Origin of the sequence: Mesorhizobium sp. M1E.F.Ca.ET.045.02.1.1, assembly GCF_003952485.1 — a bacterium.
Lineage (GTDB): Bacteria > Pseudomonadota > Alphaproteobacteria > Rhizobiales > Rhizobiaceae > Mesorhizobium.
The window spans coordinates 2,100,494-2,116,670 of sequence record NZ_CP034447.1 but is presented as its reverse complement, the minus strand read 5'-3'; the positions used below and the strand labels follow the sequence as shown (position 1 = coordinate 2,116,670).

Below are 16,177 nucleotides of genomic sequence, written 5' to 3'. Positions count from 1 at the left end.
GGGCTCCGCAAATTGGCTTGAGGATGGTTCGAAGGGTCTAGGGGATGCTCTAGCACATCACCAAGCGGTGAAAAGGGGCGGTGTGATGACGCGGCTCAGCGCGGCAGCGACAAAAGCGCCAGCAGCGCGTCTTCGTCGGGTTGGGACGCAATCCGAACCTTTTGCCCGGCGCCGCCGTCCAATGCATCGGCGACGCGCGCGGACAGCGCCAGCAGCTCCGCCCTTTCGAACAGGCCGCGCAAGGTGGCCCGGCGGATCAGTGGGTTCAGCGCCTCGGCAGCCTTGGCGGAATAGAGCAGCACCGCGTCGACGGGCTTATTCGAAAGATGCGCCACGACCTCCGCATCGTCGCGGTTCAGCCGAACGGTGTCGTATGTCTCGATCGCGTCAACCCGCACGCCGGCCGCAGCGAGCCGCTCCTCGAAGATCCGAAAGCGCACGCGGCCGCAAAGATAGACGATTTCTTGGCCTGCGAGATCACTATTGATCGCATCGGCCAACGCTCCTGCATCGCCCGGGCCTTCAGCGACAGAGAGAAAACCGGCCGCGCGGCAGGCCTCGGCCGTCCTTTTCCCGACCGCATGGCAGGGCAAGGCGGCAAGCGCCGCGACAAGTTCCCTGGGCGCATGACGAACCGCATTGGCGCTGGTGACGGCGACCGCGGCGGCAGTGGGGAAGAAACTTGCCTCGACCGGCAGCGCCGCCGTCTCGGTCAGCGGCAGCACAATGGGTTGAAATCCCTGGGCTTCGAGCCGCCGCGCCGTGCGGGAAGCGCCCGGTTCCGGCCTCGTCACCAGGACGCGGGCCATATCAGGCCCAGCCTTCGAAGAATTTGGCGCCGGCCTTGGCCCGCACGCTCCGAGCGGCCTCCGCGCCGATTGCCGCCGCATCCTGGGCCGAGCCGTCCAATTTGACCTCGTGCGACTCGGTCCCGTCCGGCGAGATGATCAGCCCGGCAAAGGACAGTTTTTCGCCCGATATCGTCGCATGGCCGGCGATCGGCGTGCGGCAGGAGCCGTCGAGCGCGGCGAGAAACGCGCGCTCGCAGGCAAGCGCCTGCCCGGTCGGCACATCGCGGATGACCGCCAGCATTTTTTCCACCGGGCCGTCGCCGATGCGGCTTTCGATACCGATCGCGCCCTGCCCCGGCGCCGGCGGGAATAAATCCAACGGCATCAGGTCGGTGATGACGCTCTCGAGTCCAAGCCGCTTCAGCCCGGCATAGGCGAGGATGGTGCCGTCGCCGACGCCTTCTTCCAGCTTGCGCAGCCGGGTCTGCACATTGCCGCGGAACATCACCACCTCGAGATCCGGCCGCATCCGGCGGATCAGCGCCTGGCGCCTGAGCGACGACGACCCGACCCTGGCGCCTTGCGGCAGATCGGTGATCCGCTTCGCCGTCTTGCCGATGAAGGCGTCGCGCGCATCCTCGCGCGGCAGGAAGGCGGAGAGCTCCAGCCCGTCGGGAAGCACGGTCGGCATGTCCTTCGACGAATGCACCGCGATGTCGATGCGACGATCTAGCAGCGCTTCCTCGATTTCCTTGGTGAACAGGCCTTTGCCGCCGGCTTCCGATAGCGGCCGGTCCTGGATGCGGTCGCCGCTGGTCGAGATGACGACCACCTCGAACGCCTGTTCGGGAAGGTCGTGCGCCTTCATCAGCCGCGACCGCGTCTCATGCGCCTGGGCCAGCGCCAGCGGGCTGCCGCGTGTTCCGATTTTCAAGGTTGTTTGCATGGCGCGCGGTCCGTGATAACCCCCGGCAGGCAAAGCCTGACCGGCCTTGTCCTATATAGGAAAGGCCGGCGACACAATCTTCGAGGACAGCGACCAATTGATCCGCGTTCTGGGCATTGAGACGAGTTGCGACGAGACGGCTGCCAGCGTTGTGGCGCTGGACGACGGCTCGGCGCCCGAAATCCTGTCCAATGTCGTGCTCAGCCAGATCGAGGAGCATGCCGCCTTCGGCGGCGTCGTGCCCGAGATCGCGGCGCGCGCCCATGTCGAGGCGCTGGACGGGATCATCGAGGCAGCGCTGACCGATTCGGCCATATCCCTCGACGAGGTCGACGCCGTCGCCGCCACCGCTGGGCCCGGTCTGGTCGGCGGGCTGATCGTCGGACTGATGACGGCCAAGGCGATCGCGGCCGCCGCCAACAAGCCGCTGATTGCCATCAACCATCTCGAAGGCCACGCGCTGACCGCAAGGCTGACCGACGGGCTCGACTTCCCCTATCTGCTGTTGCTCGTCTCCGGCGGCCACACCCAGATCGTCGCGGTGCGCGGCATAGGCGACTACCAGCGCTGGGCCACCACCATCGACGATGCATTGGGCGAAGCCTTCGACAAGACGGCCAAGATGCTCGGCCTGCCCTATCCCGGCGGGCCGAATGTTGAGAAGGCGGCGGCCAGCGGCGATGCGGGCCGCTTTGCCTTCCCGCGCCCGATGAAAGGCTCGGCGCAGCCCGATTTCTCCTTCTCGGGCCTGAAGACGGCCGTCCGCCAGGCCGCGACGGCGATCGCGCCGCTCAGCGACCAGGACGTCGCCGACATCTGCGCCTCTTTCCAGGCTGCGGTTGCGGATGCGCTGGGCGACCGTGTCGCGCGAGCGCTCGCCCGCTTCCGCCTGGAATTCCCGGACAAGGCGAACCCCGCGCTGGTCGTTGCCGGCGGCGTCGCCGCCAACCGGACGATCAAGGGCACACTTGAGGCGCTTTGTTCCAAAGCCGGCTTCACATTCCTCGCGCCGCCGCAGAAACTCTGTACCGACAATGCGGCGATGATCGCCTGGGCCGGCATCGAGCGGCTGCGCGCCGGGATAGTGGGCGAGAATGCCGCGGACTTCGTGCCGCGCTCGCGCTGGCCGCTGGACAGTGTTTCCGCTCCTTTGGTCGGCTCGGGCCGGCGCGGTGCCAAGGCATGACCAAGAAGACTAAAAGCGGCAGAAAGCCGCCCAGCGGCTGGCGCGTCGCGGTGCTGGGCGGCGGCGCCTGGGGCACGGCGCTGGCGCTGGCCATGCTGCGCGCCGGCCATTTCGTGCGGCTTTACGCGCGCGACGGCGAGACCGTGGCGGCCATCGATCGCGGCGAGAATGCGCGCTACCTGCCCGGCATCGCGATCGAGCCCGGCATCGTCGCCACCAGCGATATCGCCGCGGCGCTCGGCGGCACCGATTGCGTGCTGGTGGTGACGCCGGCGCAGTCGCTGCGCGCGGTGCTGGCCACCGCCGCGGACCATGTGCCGAAGGGCGTGCCGCTGGTTCTCTGCGCCAAGGGCATCGAGCGCGACACCGGCGCGCTGCTGTCGGCGATCGTCGAGGAGATCCTGCCGGACAACCCGGTCGCGGCACTTTCCGGCCCGAGCTTTGCCACTGATGTCGCGCGCGGCCTGCCGACGGCCGTTGTGGTCGCCGCCCGCGATGGCGAATTGGCAGCCGATCTCGCCGCCCGCTTTTCGGCCGAGAACCTGCGCTGCTATTCCAGCGACGATCTCATCGGCGTCGAGATCGGCGGCGCGCTGAAGAATGTCTTCGCCATCGCCGCCGGCGCGGTCACCGGAGCCGGGCTCGGCGCCAGCGCCCAGGCCGCCATGGTGACGCGCGGCTTCGTCGAGCTGCGCCGCATCGGCGCCGCCTTCGGCGCCAGGCCGGAGACGCTGATGGGGCTTTCCGGCCTCGGCGACCTTCTGCTCACCTGCTCGTCGGCGCAGTCGCGCAATTTCGCCTACGGCCTGGCGCTCGGCCAGGGCAAGCCGCTTGCCGGCCTGCCACTCGCCGAAGGCGTGCCGACGGCGGGCATTGCCGCCCGCATCGCCGCCGAGCGCGGCATCGATGCGCCGATCATTTCCGCCGTCGCCGCCATCCTCGACGGCAAGGTGACCATCGGCCAAGCCGTGACGGCGCTGATGACGCGGCCGCTCAAAACCGAAACCGACATCTGACCCTTGGAGTTTTGAACATGCTGTTTGCGTTGATTTGCAAGGATAAACCCGGCAGCCTGCAGCTGCGCGCCGACACGCGGCCGGCGCATGCGGCCTTCCTCGAAGGCCTGATCAGCGAAGGCAAACTTGCCTTTGCAGGCCCGTTCCTCGACGCCGATGGGAAGCCCGAAGGCAGCCTGGTGATGATCGAAGCGCCCGACATGGCCGGCGCGCAAGCCTTGGCCGCAGCCGACCCTTACGCCAAGGCCGGCCTGTTCGAAAGCGTCGAGATCCGTGCGTGGAACTGGGTCTTCCAGAAGCCTGCGACCGAATGAGGTTCGCTTGCGCTGCCCCTCATCCGCCTGCCGGCACCTTCTCCCCGTAAGAACGGGGAGAAGGGAGAAGCTCCAACGCTGGCGACCCCTCTCCCCGTCCTTACGGGGAGAGGATAGGGTGAGGGGCAGCGCCAACGCTGAATAATGGCCAACCGACAATGGCAATGGGACAACTGAGATGAACTACTGGCTGTTCAAATCCGAACCCTCGGTCTTTTCCTTCGAGGCGCTGAAGGCCAAGGGCAAGGCCGGCACGCAGTGGGACGGCGTGCGCAATTACGCGGCGCGCAACAACATGAAGGCCATGAAGATCGGCGATCTCGGCTTCTTCTATCATTCCAACGAGGGCCTCGACATCGTCGGCATCGCCGAGGTCTGCGCGCTTGCCCACCCCGACACCACGACCGACGATCCGCGCTGGGAATGCGTCGACATCCGCGCCTGGAAGGACGTGCCGAAGCCGGTGACGCTGGAACAGGTCAAGGCCAATCCGAAGCTTGCCGAGATGGCGCTGGTCCGGCTCGGCCGGCTTTCCGTGCAGCCGGTGACGCCGGCCGAATGGAAAGAGGTCTGCCGCATGGCCGGCCTCGACCCGGCGCCGTGACCAGGCTCACCCCGAAAAACGCCAAGACATTCATCCTCGACAACACGGCGCTGATGGCGCCGCCGCACGTGCCGGAAGTGCTGCTGCACTTGGCCGACGAGGCGCATGATCTGTGGCTGCGCACCGAGGAGGAGCTGGCCGAGATTGGCCTGCCGCCGCCATTCTGGGCTTTCGCCTGGGCCGGCGGCCAGGGCCTTGCCCGCTACGTGCTCGATCATCCGGCCGCCGTGCGCGGCAAGCGCGTGCTCGATTTCGCCTCCGGCTCTGGCCTTGTCGCCATCGCTGCCTTGAAGGCCGGAGCTACCGCAGTGGTTGCCGCCGATATCGACCCCTTTTGCAAGACGGTGATCACGCTCAACCTGGAAGCCAACGGCGTGAAGGCCGAATTCCTGGATGCGGACTGCATCGATACGGATGACGGCTGGGACGTCGTGCTCGCCGGCGATGTCTTCTACGACAAACCGTTGGCCGATCGGCTGATGCCGTGGTTCACGGCACTCAAGGCGCGCGGCGCCGATATCCTGGTTGGGGATCCCGGCCGCGCCTATCTGCCGAAGAAGGGACTGCAATCGCTGGCCGTCTACCAGGTGCCGGTGACGCGCGCGCTGGAGGATGCGGAGGTCAAGCGCACGACCGTCTGGCGATGGGGTTCTGCCGCTCCCGCTTGACGCCGCCGGCGAACCGGGATTCCATTCAGCCATATTTTTGGGCGACACGCATTCGGAGGGGGAACATGGATTTTTCAACGGTGAACTGGCTGGCGGTGATCGTCGCCGCCGTCGTGGCGTGGCTGTTCGGCGCCGCCTGGTACATGGGCTTGAGCAAGCCCTGGCTGAAGGCGGCAAAGCTTGACCCGGCGACCATGAAGCGCTCTGTCGTTCCGTTCATCGTCAGCTTCATCGCTGAGCTCATCATGGCGCTGGTCATGACGCTGGTTATCGGCGCGCTGACCGGCGGCGAGCCCAACCCGCTCGCCGGGGTGATCTTCGGCTTCGTGCTCTGGCTGGGCTTCGTCGCCACCACGCTTTCGGTCAACCACCGCTATCAAGGCTTCGGCTGGGGCCTGACGCTGATCGATGCCGGCCATTGGCTGGGCGTGCTCATCATCATCGGCTTGGTGATCGGCTGGTTCGGGGCGCCGGCGGCGCCCGCCGGCTAGAGCAACAACCGCGCCGCGCGGCGGTCCGGGGTATCGCTACCCCGCCTCTCCGTCTTTCGCCACCTCGTCGAGAAGCCATTCGCGAAAGGCGACGATCCGTGCGTCGTCCTTCATGACTTCGGGGTAAACCAGGAAATAGGCGAATTCCGGCGCGACCTTGATGCCGAGTTCGAAGGGCCGGATCAGCCGCCCCTGCGAAAGATCGTTGGCCACCATCGCGAAGTCGGCCAGCGCCACGGCATGGCCATCGAGCGCGGCCTGCGTGGCGTCGGTCGCCGATCCGAAAACGAGGGTGCGGCTGTCGTCGAAGTCGTCGACGCCGGCCGCCTGCATCCACATGCGCCAGTTCGGCCATGTCACGCCCTGCCGCGACCATTCGATATGCGCCAGCGTATGGTGGAAGAGGTCGCGCGGCTCCTTCAGCGGCGGGCCTGACGCGAGCAGCGCCGGGCTGCACACCGGGATGATGATGTTCTCGAACAGCCGGTGCGCGCAAAGCCCCGGATATTTGCCGCTGCCGAAGCGGATGCCGATATCGACATCGTCCCGTTCGAAGTCCCTGACTTCATAGGTGATATCGAAGCGCAGCTCGATGCCCGGCTTCTGCCGGCGGAAACTGTCGACGCGGCGCATCAGCCACTTTGTCGCGAACTGCGCGTCGAGCGTCACCTTCAGCAGCGAGGTGCCCCGCGTCATCTTGCGCGCCCGCGACACCGCCCGATTGAGCAGGTCGAGCGCGTCGATCGAAGCCTCATGAAGAACGTTGCCCGCCTCCGTCAGCCGGATGGTGCGGCTGGTGCGCGTGAACAGCACCAGGTCGAGCTGTTCCTCGATTTCCTTGATCTGATGGCTGACCGCAGCCGGCGTCAGGCCAAGCTCATCGGCGGCGCGGGTGAAATTGAGACGCCTGGCCGCGGCCTCGAAGGTCCTCAACGCGCGCGTCCCGGGCAGCAGGCGGGCCATCCGATCTCCAAATAAAACTTGACGATCGAACAAGAACTACTCGTTTCCCGTTTATTTTTCAATCCGGCATGATTGCAACATCGAAACACTATCAAACCGGATTTGATGTCCGGAGAACACGGATAAAGCCATGACCGAGATCGCTCTCAAGTCCCACACCGCCCTGAAATCCCGCTCCAGCGTCGCCCTTTGGCTGCACTCCGCACTCGATTGGCTGCGCCAGGCGCGGGTCGCCGCTCGGCTTCCCAACGAGTCCATCGAGGATCTCTCCGACGATCTGCTGCGTGATATCGGTGCCGAGCGCCGGGACGTGGCAAGAGCCGTGGACCGTGAGCTCGGCCGGATCGGATTGCTGGACACGGGCTGGCAGAAGCCGCGGCGATAGGGAATAGGCAGTAGGCAATAGGAAAAGAGACACCTACTGCCTACTGCCTACTGCCTACTGCCTCACCACCTTCACCACCGTCCGCTCCGACAGCAGCGGCAGCAGCCTCGCCATGGTGCGCGCCGTAACCGCCACGCAGCCTTGCGTCGGCGTGAAGCCGGGACGCGCCAGATGGAAGAAGATCGCGCTGCCGCGCCCGCGCCGGCGCGGCGCGATGTTCCAGTCGAGCACCAGGCACACATCGTAGAGGCGATCGCCGCGCCGCATCCGCTCGTGGCTTGCGCCATAAGGGATCTTCACCGGCCGGTTGTAGTTGCGGTCGTCGGGCACCTCGCACCAGCCGAGATCCGGGCCGATCGGCGCCATGGAAAGCCTCGTCCTGCGCCCGCCGGGAAACTGGTCGTTGCGAAAATAGCCCGACAATATCCGCATCGCGGCCAGCGGCGTGGCGCCATCGCCCTCGCGCTTGCCGGCGGAAATGCCGCCGCGCCCAAGCGCGCAGGGAAACACCGCTTTGCCGGCTTGCAGCAACCCTTGCGCAGGGTTGCCCGGCCTCGCGCGCACAACCAGGACACGCAGGCCTTTCGGCAAAAATGCGTCCGCCTCATTGCGCGCGCGTTTTTTCTTGTATGATTGTCTCACGGAACAAATCACTGTGATCGGCTGTTGCGCCGGTGAGCTTCCGCATAAATGGGGGGAGGTCAACTGAATATTCTTTTTAAAACAACGGATTGATCCATGACATCACGCACCATTCTGATCGTTGACGACGACGACGACCTGCGAGCCACGCTCGTCGAGCAATTGGCGCTTTACGAAGAATTTGACGTTCAGCAGGAATCCACCGCCGCAAAAGGCGTGGCCGCGGCGCGCGGCGGCCTTGTCGATCTGCTCATCATGGATGTCGGCCTGCCCGACATGGACGGCCGCGAGGCGGTGAAGATCCTGCGCAAGGGCGGCTACAAGGCGCCGATCATCATGCTGACCGGGCACGACACCGATTCCGACACGATCCTGGGTCTCGAGGCCGGCGCCAACGACTATGTCACCAAGCCCTTCCGCTTTGCCGTGCTCTTGGCGCGCATCCGCGCGCAGCTGCGCCAGCACGAGCAGAGCGAGGACGCCACCTTCTCGGTCGGCCCCTACACGTTCAAGCCCAGCCAGAAGCTGTTGATCGATCCGCGCGGCGCCAAGGTGCGGCTGACCGAAAAGGAGGCCTCGATCATCAAATATCTCTACCGCGCCGACCAGAAAGTGGTGACCCGCGACGTTCTCCTGGAAGAGGTGTGGGGCTACAATTCCGGCGTCACCACGCACACGCTGGAGACCCATGTCTACCGGCTGCGTCAGAAGATCGAGCGCGATCCTTCCAATGCCGAAATTCTTGTGACAGAAAGCGGCGGCTACAAGCTGGTTCCTTAAACATTTCATGATCTAGAGCAATTCCAGGAAAAGTGTGAGACGGTTTTCCGTCCGGAATTGCGTCAAAGCAAAGAGAGCGGTCGGGCGGGACCGCTTCGGGTACGATCCTGGTGCTGGAGGGTGATGGATCGGCTCGCTGCGTGATTGGAAGTGTTGGGGCGTTCGCTGCGTCCGGAAGGACGCGACGCTCCAAAGGAGGGACTGGACTGACCGCTCGGGGACACAGCTAGGATGGCGCTGGATGACGACATCCGCATCCTGTCCGGCGTGAAGCTTTTTCAGGGCTTCACACAGGAACAATTGCGCCTGCTCGCCTTCGGCGCGGAAAACACCTTCCTGCAGGCCGACCACAAGCTCTACCGCGAGGATGACGAGGCCGACTCGGCCTATATCGTGGTCAGCGGCTTGATCGCGCTCTATCGCGAGCAGGGCGGCAAGCGCATCCCGATCGGCACGGCCGGCCCAGGCGCCATGCTGAGCGAGCTCGCCCTGATCGCCGACACCAACCGGCTGACCAGCGCCTCGGCGGCGGCCGATTCGGAAGTCATCCGGCTCAGCCGCAAGATGTTCCACCGCATCCTGGAGGAGTATCCGGAACTGGCGGCGCTGCTGCACGAGCGCATCCTAGAGGAATTCCAACAGATGATCGCCCGCATCGAGGCGCTGGCGCCGAGATTTACGGAGTAAGACGACGCGCAGAGAGGCCGCCGCCCTGCGCTAATCCAGATCGAACTTCGCAATAACCGGCACATGGTCCGACGGCTTCTCCCAGCCGCGCGCCGCCTGGAGTATCTCGTAGCCGGAGAAACTCGGCACCAGATTGGCCGAAGACCAGACGTGGTCGAGCCGGCGGCCGCGGTTCGATGCCTCCCAATCCTTGGCGCGATAGCTCCACCAAGTATAGAGCTTCTGCTCGGCGGGCACGTTGAGCCGCATCAGGTCGACCCAGCCGCCGGCCTGACGCATCGCCTCGAAGTTCTCCGTCTCGACCGGCGTGTGGCTGACGACGTTGAGCAGTTGCTTGTGCGACCAGACGTCATGCTCCTGCGGCGCGATGTTGAGGTCGCCGACCAGGATCGACGCGGACACTTCGTCCTGGCTCGCCGGCACGCCGTTCATCTCATGGACGAAATCGAGCTTGTGCCGGAACTTCCGGTTGATCTCCGGATCCGGCTCGTCGCCGCCGGCCGGAACGTAGAAATTATGCAGCAGGATCGACCTGGCGCCGACCTTCACTTTGACCGACAGATGCCGGCTGTCGTCGATCTCGCAGAAGCGGCGCTTCTCGACCAGCTCGATCGGCCGGCGCGCCACGGTCGCGACGCCGTGATAGCCCTTCTGGCCGTGGAAAAGGATGTGCTCGTAGCCCGCCCTGCGAAAGGCCTTTTCGGGAAACAGCTCGTCCGGAACCTTGGTTTCCTGCAGGCAGAGCACGTCCGGCGCATGCTCCTTGAGCAGCCGCTCGACGATCGGCATGCGCAGGCGCACGGAGTTGATGTTCCAGGTGGCGACGGTGAAAGGCATTCAGGCAGGGTCCGGCGAAAGATCGCCGAACTACTGCCAGCCGCGCGCGGCAAAAACAAGCTGGGCAACAATCGCCGGCGTCGGCGCTGCCCCTCATCCGCCTGCCGGCACCTTCTCCCCGTATAGTGACGGGGAGAAGGGATAAGCTCCGGCGCTGGCGTCCCCCTCTCCCCGTTCTTCACGGGGAGAGGGTAAGGGTGAGGGGCTGCGCTGACGCCGGGAAACCTTCACAACAGTTGAATCTACCGCGTCTTGGTATTCAGCTCTCTGTTCGCCGTATAGTCGATGGCGAAGGTGTCGTCAGGGATGGAGACACCTTCCTTGACGTTGAAGATCATCACCGTCGTGTCCTTGCCCTGCGCGTCGGTGATCGTCCATTGACGCAGCTCGTAGCTCTTCGGATCGAACATCATGGTGATCCGGGCGTTGCCGAACACCGACTTGTCGGAAAGCTGAATGGTGGTGAGGTCATCCTCTTCCTTGACGGCCTTCACGCGCCCGCCCGAAAGATCGATCCTGTCGTCGAGCAGCAGCTTCAAAGGCGTCTTCGACAGCGGATAGAGGTCGGAGGTGTTGAGCTTCTTGTTGAGGATGACCACCGACTTGCCGTCGGAGATCACCCGGAAATTCGACGATCCGTCATAGTTGAAGCGGATCTTGCCGGGGCGTTCGAGGAAGAACTTGCCGCCGGTCTGCTCGCCCTTCGGTCCGAACTGCACGAACTCGCCGCTCATCGATTTGACCGAGGAGAAGTGGTCGGCGATCTTTTGCGCCGCCGGCGGCACGGCCGCCTGCGCATGGGCCAGAAGCTGGAAGCCCGGCACGACGTTGATGGCGGCCGCGCCCGCGAGCACAAGGCCAAGGCCGAGCACCTGCCGGCGGGTCGGAGCGAAATCTATCTGGGTCTTCATGCCGGTCACTTCCTGTGATTCGTGTCGTCGCAGTCTCTGGACCCCCAGTTGGGCCTAAGTTTGGCGGGTCGCGACGGCTCCGTCGCATGAACGCGCCGGAAGGTTCAAAGTTGCCGGCAAGCCGCGCTAGAACTTATCCTCGTCAGTCGGCACCAGGATCTCGCGTTTGCCGGCATGGTTGGCCGGGCCGACAATGCCTTCTTTCTCCATCTTCTCGATGATCGAGGCGGCGCGATTGTAGCCGATGCCGAGCCGGCGCTGGATGTAGCTGGTCGAGGCCTTGCCGTCGCGCAGCACCACCGCCACCGCCTGGTCATAGGGATCGTCGGAATCCTCGAAATTGCCGCCACCACCGCCGCCCCTGCCCGAGGCGCCGTCCTCATCGTCTTCCTCATCGTCCTCGGTGATGGCGTCGAGATATTCGGGCACGCCCTGCAGCTTGAGATGTCCGACGATCCGCTCGACCTCGTCGTCCGAGACGAAGGGGCCGTGGACGCGCTGGATGCGGCCGCCGCCGGCCATGTAGAGCATGTCGCCCATGCCGAGCAGTTGCTCCGCGCCCTGCTCGCCCAGGATCGTGCGGCTGTCGATCTTCGACGTCACCTGGAAGGAGATGCGGGTCGGGAAATTGGCCTTGATGGTGCCGGTGATGACGTCGACCGAGGGACGTTGCGTCGCCATTATGACATGGATGCCGGCGGCGCGCGCCATCTGCGCCAGGCGCTGCACCGCGCCTTCGATATCCTTGCCGGCCACCATCATCAGGTCGGCCATCTCGTCGATGATGACGACGATATAAGGCATCGGCTCGAGATCGAGATCCTCCGTCTCGTAGATCGCCTCGCCGGTCTGGCGGTCGAAGCCGGTCTGCACCGTCCGCGAGATTTTTTCGCCCTTCTTCTCGGCCTGTTGGACGCGCGCGTTGAAGCCGTCGATGTTGCGCACGCCGACCTTGGACATCTTGCGGTAGCGGTCCTCCATCTCGCGCACGGTCCACTTCAGCGCCACCACCGCCTTCTTCGGATCGGTGACCACCGGCGTCAGAAGGTGCGGGATGCCGTCATAGACCGAGAGTTCGAGCATCTTCGGGTCGATCATGATCAGCCGGCATTCCTGCGGCGTCAGCCGGTAGAGCAGCGACAGGATCATGGTGTTGATGGCGACCGACTTGCCCGAGCCGGTGGTGCCGGCGACCAGCACGTGCGGCATCTTGGCGATGTCGACGATGACCGCCTCGCCATTGATCGTCTTGCCGAGCGCCAGCGCCAGCTTGGCCTTCGTCGTCTCGAAGTCGCGGCTTGCCATGATTTCCCGCAGATACACCGTCTCGCGCTTGGCGTTCGGCAATTCGATGCCGATCGCGTTGCGGCCGGGCACGACGGCGACGCGGCAGGCGATCGCGCTCATCGAGCGGGCGATGTCGTCGGAGAGACCGATGACGCGCGAGGATTTGATGCCGGGCGCGGGCTCGAGCTCGTAGAGCGTGACGACCGGGCCGGGGCGGACATGGATGATCTCGCCCTTGACGCCGAAATCCTCGAGCACGCCTTCGAGCAGGCGCGCATTCTGCTCGAGCGCGTCCTTCGACAGGCTCGGGTCGCGCGCGACATTCTTCGGCTCGGACAGGAAATGCAGCGACGGCATCTCGAATTTATCCGAGCCGATCAATGACGTCTGCGCTTCGCGCTGGACGCGCGCACCCGGAGCCGGGCGGGGCGCCGGCGCCTGTACGCGGGTCGCCGCGTCCGAGCGGAAGTTGCGCACGTTGGCGCGGCGCTGCACAGGCTGCTCGTCGTCGAAATCGTCGAGGTCGGCCTCTTCCTCTTCGTCGGCGAAGTCATCGTCGTCGACCGGATCGACCGAGGCGCTGCGGTCGTTGACCATGGCGGCGAAGAATTCCGGCTCGACGCGGGCGCGGCCGCCGGGGCTCATCCGGGCCTCGGCGAACTCGGCCGATTCGACCCGTTCGGCGGCGCGGCGCCAGGCACTGGCCCGCGGTTCCATCTGCGGCTCGAACTCGTCGCGCTCCTGCCTGCGGCGCGCGGCGCGGCGGTGCAGGAAGGCGCGGAACGACAGCCACCAATGGGTGATGGCGCCGAGCGCCAATATGCCTTCGTCGCCTTCGTCGTCATCCTCGCTGAACAGCAGGTCGTCCTGCTCGCGCGGATCGGGCTGGGCGGCCCGCTCCATGACCGCAAAGCCGTTCTTGCGCGAAATCAGCGCCGAGCCATAGGCGAACAGCCAGAGCGCCGGCGCGGCAAGCACGACGGCGATCATGGTGGCGAAAAGGCCCTTCGGATAGCCGCCGACGGCGATCCCCGGGATCTTCAGCACCATGTCGCCGAACACGCCGCCAAGGCCGGTGGGCAGCGGCCAGGTGTTGGGCGGCGTCACGCAACCGGCGATGGCCGCCGCGAGCAGCGCATAGCCGAACCAGGCAAGCCCGCGTTTCGGCAGCCTGTCGACGCCGCGCGCGGAAAAGAGAAGAAAACCCCAGACCACCGCCGGTACCAGGCCGGCGACGGCGGCAAGGCCGAAGAACTGCATGGCGAGGTCGGAAAACACCGCGCCGGCATAGCCCATGGCGTTGGTGACGATGTTGTTGGTGGCGTGCGAGAAGCTCGGATCGGCGACGTTCCAGGTGGCGAGGCTGGCGACGCCGAAAGCGGTGAACACGAACAGGCCGGCGCCGACCAGCCGCCCGACCTGGCGCCGTGCGAATGCCTGGATGCCGTGCCCCGTATCGGTCAGCGCGAGCGGTGCTGAAGCGCCTGAACGCATGCCTCTTCCCCGTAAGTCAGTGCCTGGCCGGATGCGTGGCGCATGCCGGGAGATTCGGCTGCCAGACTATCGGGGGGAAGGTTAAGGCCGCATTAACCATGGCTTTTTACCGACGATGGCGCACAGTCAAATAGGTAGAGACAAGGATGGCGGGCCTGGCGGCCCGCCATTTTTCTGCTTGAATGACGAAACGATCAGGCCCGTCAGGACCCGATCTCCCGCAGAACTACTTGTGACCGGCGTACATCATCAGGTTGGCGCAGAATTCGGCGTGGGGCTTGCTCATCGCCGCGTCCTGGCACTCCTTCATCATGGCGTCCTGTTTGTCCTTCGCCGTCGAGGCCCAGGCCGCCTTGAAGTCGGCTTCGGATTTCATGGTCTTCATGCTGGAATCGGTGAAGAACGGCGCCATGTTGTCAGGCTCGTCGAGCGCGCCAGCAAGTGCCACTCCGCTGACCATCGACAGAGCCATTGCTCCCAGGAAGATAGTCTTGAATTTCATTGGTTGGTTCCTTCCCTCTTGTTTGGCGAGCGCCTCCTTGGCGGTCGTTCTCTCAGTACGGAACCACAAAGCCCAACGTTTCATACCGGCGCGATCAAGTGAATGTGATTGAAATCCGCCTGACGCCACGCAAAAAAAGGAGGCCCGGAAGATCTTCCGGGCCTCAAGGCGTGAGCCCCTTTCGAGAGCGTCACGACGGGATCTTGGAGTAACTCCAGAAAACCGCTGCACGGCTTTCGTTGATATTCGGGCCGGCGGGAGGAGGATCCGCCGGCCCTTTGGCAAAGCCGGCCTTACGGCACCACTTCGCCGTGCTGGGTGACGTCGAGACCCTCGACCTCTTCCTGGCTGCTCGGACGCAGGCCGACCAGCGCCTTGACGATGAAGAGGATCACGAAGGTGGCGATCGCCGTCCACAGGATGGTGAAGACGATGCCGTAGACCTGCGTGACGACCGAAGCGCCCTTGCCGAGCGCGTTGATCTCCGGATCGGCGAGCGCGCCGGTGAGCAGCGCACCGATGACGCCGCCGACGCCGTGCACGCCGAAGGCATCGAGCGAGTCGTCATAGCCGAACATGTGCTTCACCTTGACGGCCGAGATGTAGCAGAGCACGCCGGCGACGATGCCGATGATGAACGCGCCGGTCGGGTTGACGAAGCCGGAAGCCGGCGTCACCGCGACCAGGCCGGCGACGGCGCCCGAGATGATGCCGAGCACCGAGGGCTTCTTGGCGACGATCCATTCGGCGAACATCCAGGCCAGCGCCGCGGCGGCGGTGGCAACCTGCGTGTTCATCATCGCCGCACCCGCGAGGCCGTCGGCGGCGAGCTCGGAACCCGCGTTGAAGCCGAACCAGCCGACCCACAGCAGCGAGGCGCCGATCACCGAATAGACGAGGTTATGCGGTGCCATGTTGGTGGTGCCGTAGCCCTCGCGCTTGCCGAGGACGAGCGCGCAGACCAGGCCCGCGACACCGGCGTTGATGTGGACGACCGTGCCGCCGGCAAAGTCGAGAACGCCGGCCGAACCGAGGAAGCCGCCGCCCCACACCCAGTGCGCGATCGGCGCATAGACGAAGACCAGCCACAGGCCCATGAAGATCAGCAGCGCCGAGAACTTCATGCGCTCGGCGAAGGCGCCGGCGATCAGCGCCGGCGTGATGATGGCGAAGGTCAACTGGAACATCGAGAAGACGAATTCGGGAATGTTCGCCACGCCCGGCAGCCACAGCGTCGAGGTGGTGATGCCGTGATGGAAGAATTTCGAGAAGCCGCCGAGATAGGCGTTCGTGGCGCCGCCGTCGGAGAAGGCCAGCGAATAGCCGAACATGAACCACAGCACCGTCACCAGGCAGGTGATGGCAAAGCTCTGCATGATGGTGGCGAGCACGTTCTTCTTGCGCACCATGCCGCCGTAGAACAGCGCCAGGCCCGGAATGGTCATCATCAGCACCAGCGCCGTCGAGGTCAGCATCCAGGCGGTGTTGCCGGTGTCGAGGACCGGGGTCGGCGCGGCAGGTGCGGCCGGCGCTGCCGGAGCCGCTTCCTGCGCGAAGGCGGCGACGGTGCCGAATACTGCGAGAGCGAGCGCACCGAGCGCGGCCGCGCGTCCCGTCGTCTTCAAGGTGGAAGGTATGTTCATTGAACTCTCCGTTGGAATAGCTGGTCGCCG

Annotated in this window: 18 protein-coding genes; 9 read left to right on the top strand and 9 right to left on the bottom strand. The window is 65.2% G+C overall.

Annotated elements, in window-relative coordinates:
• Positions 1-95: 95 nt before the first annotated feature.
• Together EJ070_RS10210 and hemC are read right to left on the bottom strand one after the other, a co-directional pair.
• Positions 96-809, bottom strand: a complete 714-nt coding sequence (locus EJ070_RS10210; RefSeq protein ID WP_126091239.1) for a uroporphyrinogen-III synthase — start codon at positions 807-809, stop codon at positions 96-98.
• 1 nt (position 810) lies between these two features.
• Positions 811-1,737: a hydroxymethylbilane synthase gene (hemC, locus tag EJ070_RS10205; protein WP_126091238.1), complete on the bottom strand. Its 927-nt coding sequence runs from the start codon at positions 1,735-1,737 to the stop codon at positions 811-813.
• A gap of 100 nt (positions 1,738-1,837) precedes the next feature.
• Between hemC and tsaD the strand changes: the two genes are divergently transcribed.
• The 6 genes from tsaD (at position 1,838) to EJ070_RS10175 (ending at position 6,016) form a co-directional block, all read left to right on the top strand.
• On the top strand, positions 1,838-2,923 hold the full coding sequence (tsaD, locus tag EJ070_RS10200; protein ID WP_189350629.1) for a tRNA (adenosine(37)-N6)-threonylcarbamoyltransferase complex transferase subunit TsaD: 1,086 nt from the start codon (positions 1,838-1,840) through the stop codon (positions 2,921-2,923).
• Positions 2,920-3,939: an NAD(P)H-dependent glycerol-3-phosphate dehydrogenase gene (locus EJ070_RS10195; protein ID WP_126091236.1), complete on the top strand. Its 1,020-nt coding sequence runs from the start codon at positions 2,920-2,922 to the stop codon at positions 3,937-3,939. Before tsaD ends, EJ070_RS10195 begins: the two co-directional genes overlap by 4 nt.
• Before the next feature lie 17 nt (positions 3,940-3,956).
• A complete protein-coding gene (locus EJ070_RS10190; protein WP_126091235.1) occupies positions 3,957-4,253 on the top strand; it encodes a YciI-like protein in 297 nt (98 codons plus the stop codon).
• Positions 4,254-4,431: 178 nt separating this feature from the next.
• Positions 4,432-4,857, top strand: coding sequence for an EVE domain-containing protein (locus tag EJ070_RS10185; protein WP_126091234.1), 426 nt, complete (start codon positions 4,432-4,434; stop codon positions 4,855-4,857).
• Entirely contained in the window at positions 4,812-5,525 is a 714-nt protein-coding gene (locus tag EJ070_RS10180) for a methyltransferase (RefSeq protein ID WP_189350467.1), read from the top strand. Before EJ070_RS10185 ends, EJ070_RS10180 begins: the two co-directional genes overlap by 46 nt.
• Before the next feature lie 65 nt (positions 5,526-5,590).
• Positions 5,591-6,016 carry a DUF1761 domain-containing protein gene (locus EJ070_RS10175; RefSeq protein WP_126091232.1) on the top strand — a complete coding sequence of 142 codons (426 nt, stop codon included), beginning with the start codon at positions 5,591-5,593 and terminating at the stop codon, positions 6,014-6,016.
• Between the two features lie 36 nt (positions 6,017-6,052).
• Here the strand turns inward: EJ070_RS10175 and gcvA are convergent, their stop codons facing one another.
• Complete coding sequence (gene gcvA / locus EJ070_RS10170; protein ID WP_126091231.1) at positions 6,053-6,979, bottom strand: transcriptional regulator GcvA; 927 nt, start codon at positions 6,977-6,979, stop codon at positions 6,053-6,055.
• A 130-nt stretch (positions 6,980-7,109) separates the two neighbouring features.
• Between gcvA and EJ070_RS10165 the strand changes: the two genes are divergently transcribed.
• On the top strand, positions 7,110-7,364 hold the full coding sequence (locus EJ070_RS10165) for a hypothetical protein (protein ID WP_126091230.1): 255 nt from the start codon (positions 7,110-7,112) through the stop codon (positions 7,362-7,364).
• Between the two features lie 54 nt (positions 7,365-7,418).
• Here the strand turns inward: EJ070_RS10165 and EJ070_RS10160 are convergent, their stop codons facing one another.
• Complete coding sequence (locus EJ070_RS10160) at positions 7,419-7,955, bottom strand: L,D-transpeptidase (protein ID WP_245464844.1); 537 nt, start codon at positions 7,953-7,955, stop codon at positions 7,419-7,421.
• A 147-nt stretch (positions 7,956-8,102) separates the two neighbouring features.
• On the opposite strand from EJ070_RS10160, the gene EJ070_RS10155 reads away from it, so the two are divergent.
• On the top strand, positions 8,103-8,786 hold the full coding sequence (locus EJ070_RS10155; RefSeq protein ID WP_040974579.1) for a response regulator transcription factor: 684 nt from the start codon (positions 8,103-8,105) through the stop codon (positions 8,784-8,786).
• Between the two features lie 231 nt (positions 8,787-9,017).
• On the top strand, positions 9,018-9,473 hold the full coding sequence (locus EJ070_RS10150) for a cyclic nucleotide-binding domain-containing protein (RefSeq protein ID WP_126091228.1): 456 nt from the start codon (positions 9,018-9,020) through the stop codon (positions 9,471-9,473).
• A gap of 30 nt (positions 9,474-9,503) precedes the next feature.
• Here the strand turns inward: EJ070_RS10150 and xth are convergent, their stop codons facing one another.
• The 5 genes from xth to EJ070_RS10125 form a co-directional block, all read right to left on the bottom strand.
• Positions 9,504-10,310 (bottom strand): exodeoxyribonuclease III, encoded by an 807-nt coding sequence (xth, locus tag EJ070_RS10145; RefSeq protein ID WP_126091227.1) that lies wholly within the window; start codon positions 10,308-10,310, stop codon positions 9,504-9,506.
• Positions 10,311-10,552: 242 nt separating this feature from the next.
• On the bottom strand, positions 10,553-11,221 hold the full coding sequence (locus tag EJ070_RS10140) for an outer membrane lipoprotein carrier protein LolA (protein WP_126091226.1): 669 nt from the start codon (positions 11,219-11,221) through the stop codon (positions 10,553-10,555).
• A 126-nt stretch (positions 11,222-11,347) separates the two neighbouring features.
• Positions 11,348-14,002 carry a DNA translocase FtsK gene (locus EJ070_RS10135; RefSeq protein WP_126091225.1) on the bottom strand — a complete coding sequence of 885 codons (2,655 nt, stop codon included), beginning with the start codon at positions 14,000-14,002 and terminating at the stop codon, positions 11,348-11,350.
• Between the two features lie 226 nt (positions 14,003-14,228).
• On the bottom strand, positions 14,229-14,504 hold the full coding sequence (locus EJ070_RS10130; RefSeq protein WP_126091224.1) for a hypothetical protein: 276 nt from the start codon (positions 14,502-14,504) through the stop codon (positions 14,229-14,231).
• A gap of 293 nt (positions 14,505-14,797) precedes the next feature.
• Positions 14,798-16,147 (bottom strand): ammonium transporter, encoded by a 1,350-nt coding sequence (locus EJ070_RS10125; protein WP_126091223.1) that lies wholly within the window; start codon positions 16,145-16,147, stop codon positions 14,798-14,800.
• Between the last annotated feature and the right edge of the window lie 30 nt (positions 16,148-16,177).

Bases quoted from the DNA above. Each gene is read 5' to 3' on its own strand.
- EJ070_RS10210 (WP_126091239.1), bottom strand. From the start codon at position 809: ATGGCCCGCGTCCTGGTGACGAGGCCGGAACCGGGCGCTTCCCGCACG.
- hemC (WP_126091238.1), bottom strand. From the start codon at position 1,737: ATGCAAACAACCTTGAAAATCGGAACACGCGGCAGCCCGCTGGCGCTG.
- EJ070_RS10195 (WP_126091236.1), top strand. From the start codon at position 2,920: ATGACCAAGAAGACTAAAAGCGGCAGAAAGCCGCCCAGCGGCTGGCGC.
- EJ070_RS10190 (WP_126091235.1), top strand. From the start codon at position 3,957: ATGCTGTTTGCGTTGATTTGCAAGGATAAACCCGGCAGCCTGCAGCTG.
- EJ070_RS10185 (WP_126091234.1), top strand. From the start codon at position 4,432: ATGAACTACTGGCTGTTCAAATCCGAACCCTCGGTCTTTTCCTTCGAG.
- EJ070_RS10180 (WP_189350467.1), top strand. From the start codon at position 4,812: ATGGAAAGAGGTCTGCCGCATGGCCGGCCTCGACCCGGCGCCGTGACC.
- EJ070_RS10175 (WP_126091232.1), top strand. From the start codon at position 5,591: ATGGATTTTTCAACGGTGAACTGGCTGGCGGTGATCGTCGCCGCCGTC.
- gcvA (WP_126091231.1), bottom strand. From the start codon at position 6,979: ATGGCCCGCCTGCTGCCCGGGACGCGCGCGTTGAGGACCTTCGAGGCC.
- EJ070_RS10165 (WP_126091230.1), top strand. From the start codon at position 7,110: ATGACCGAGATCGCTCTCAAGTCCCACACCGCCCTGAAATCCCGCTCC.
- EJ070_RS10155 (WP_040974579.1), top strand. From the start codon at position 8,103: ATGACATCACGCACCATTCTGATCGTTGACGACGACGACGACCTGCGA.
- EJ070_RS10150 (WP_126091228.1), top strand. From the start codon at position 9,018: ATGGCGCTGGATGACGACATCCGCATCCTGTCCGGCGTGAAGCTTTTT.
- xth (WP_126091227.1), bottom strand. From the start codon at position 10,310: ATGCCTTTCACCGTCGCCACCTGGAACATCAACTCCGTGCGCCTGCGC.
- EJ070_RS10140 (WP_126091226.1), bottom strand. From the start codon at position 11,221: ATGAAGACCCAGATAGATTTCGCTCCGACCCGCCGGCAGGTGCTCGGC.
- EJ070_RS10135 (WP_126091225.1), bottom strand. From the start codon at position 14,002: ATGCGTTCAGGCGCTTCAGCACCGCTCGCGCTGACCGATACGGGGCAC.
- EJ070_RS10130 (WP_126091224.1), bottom strand. From the start codon at position 14,504: ATGAAATTCAAGACTATCTTCCTGGGAGCAATGGCTCTGTCGATGGTC.
- EJ070_RS10125 (WP_126091223.1), bottom strand. From the start codon at position 16,147: ATGAACATACCTTCCACCTTGAAGACGACGGGACGCGCGGCCGCGCTC.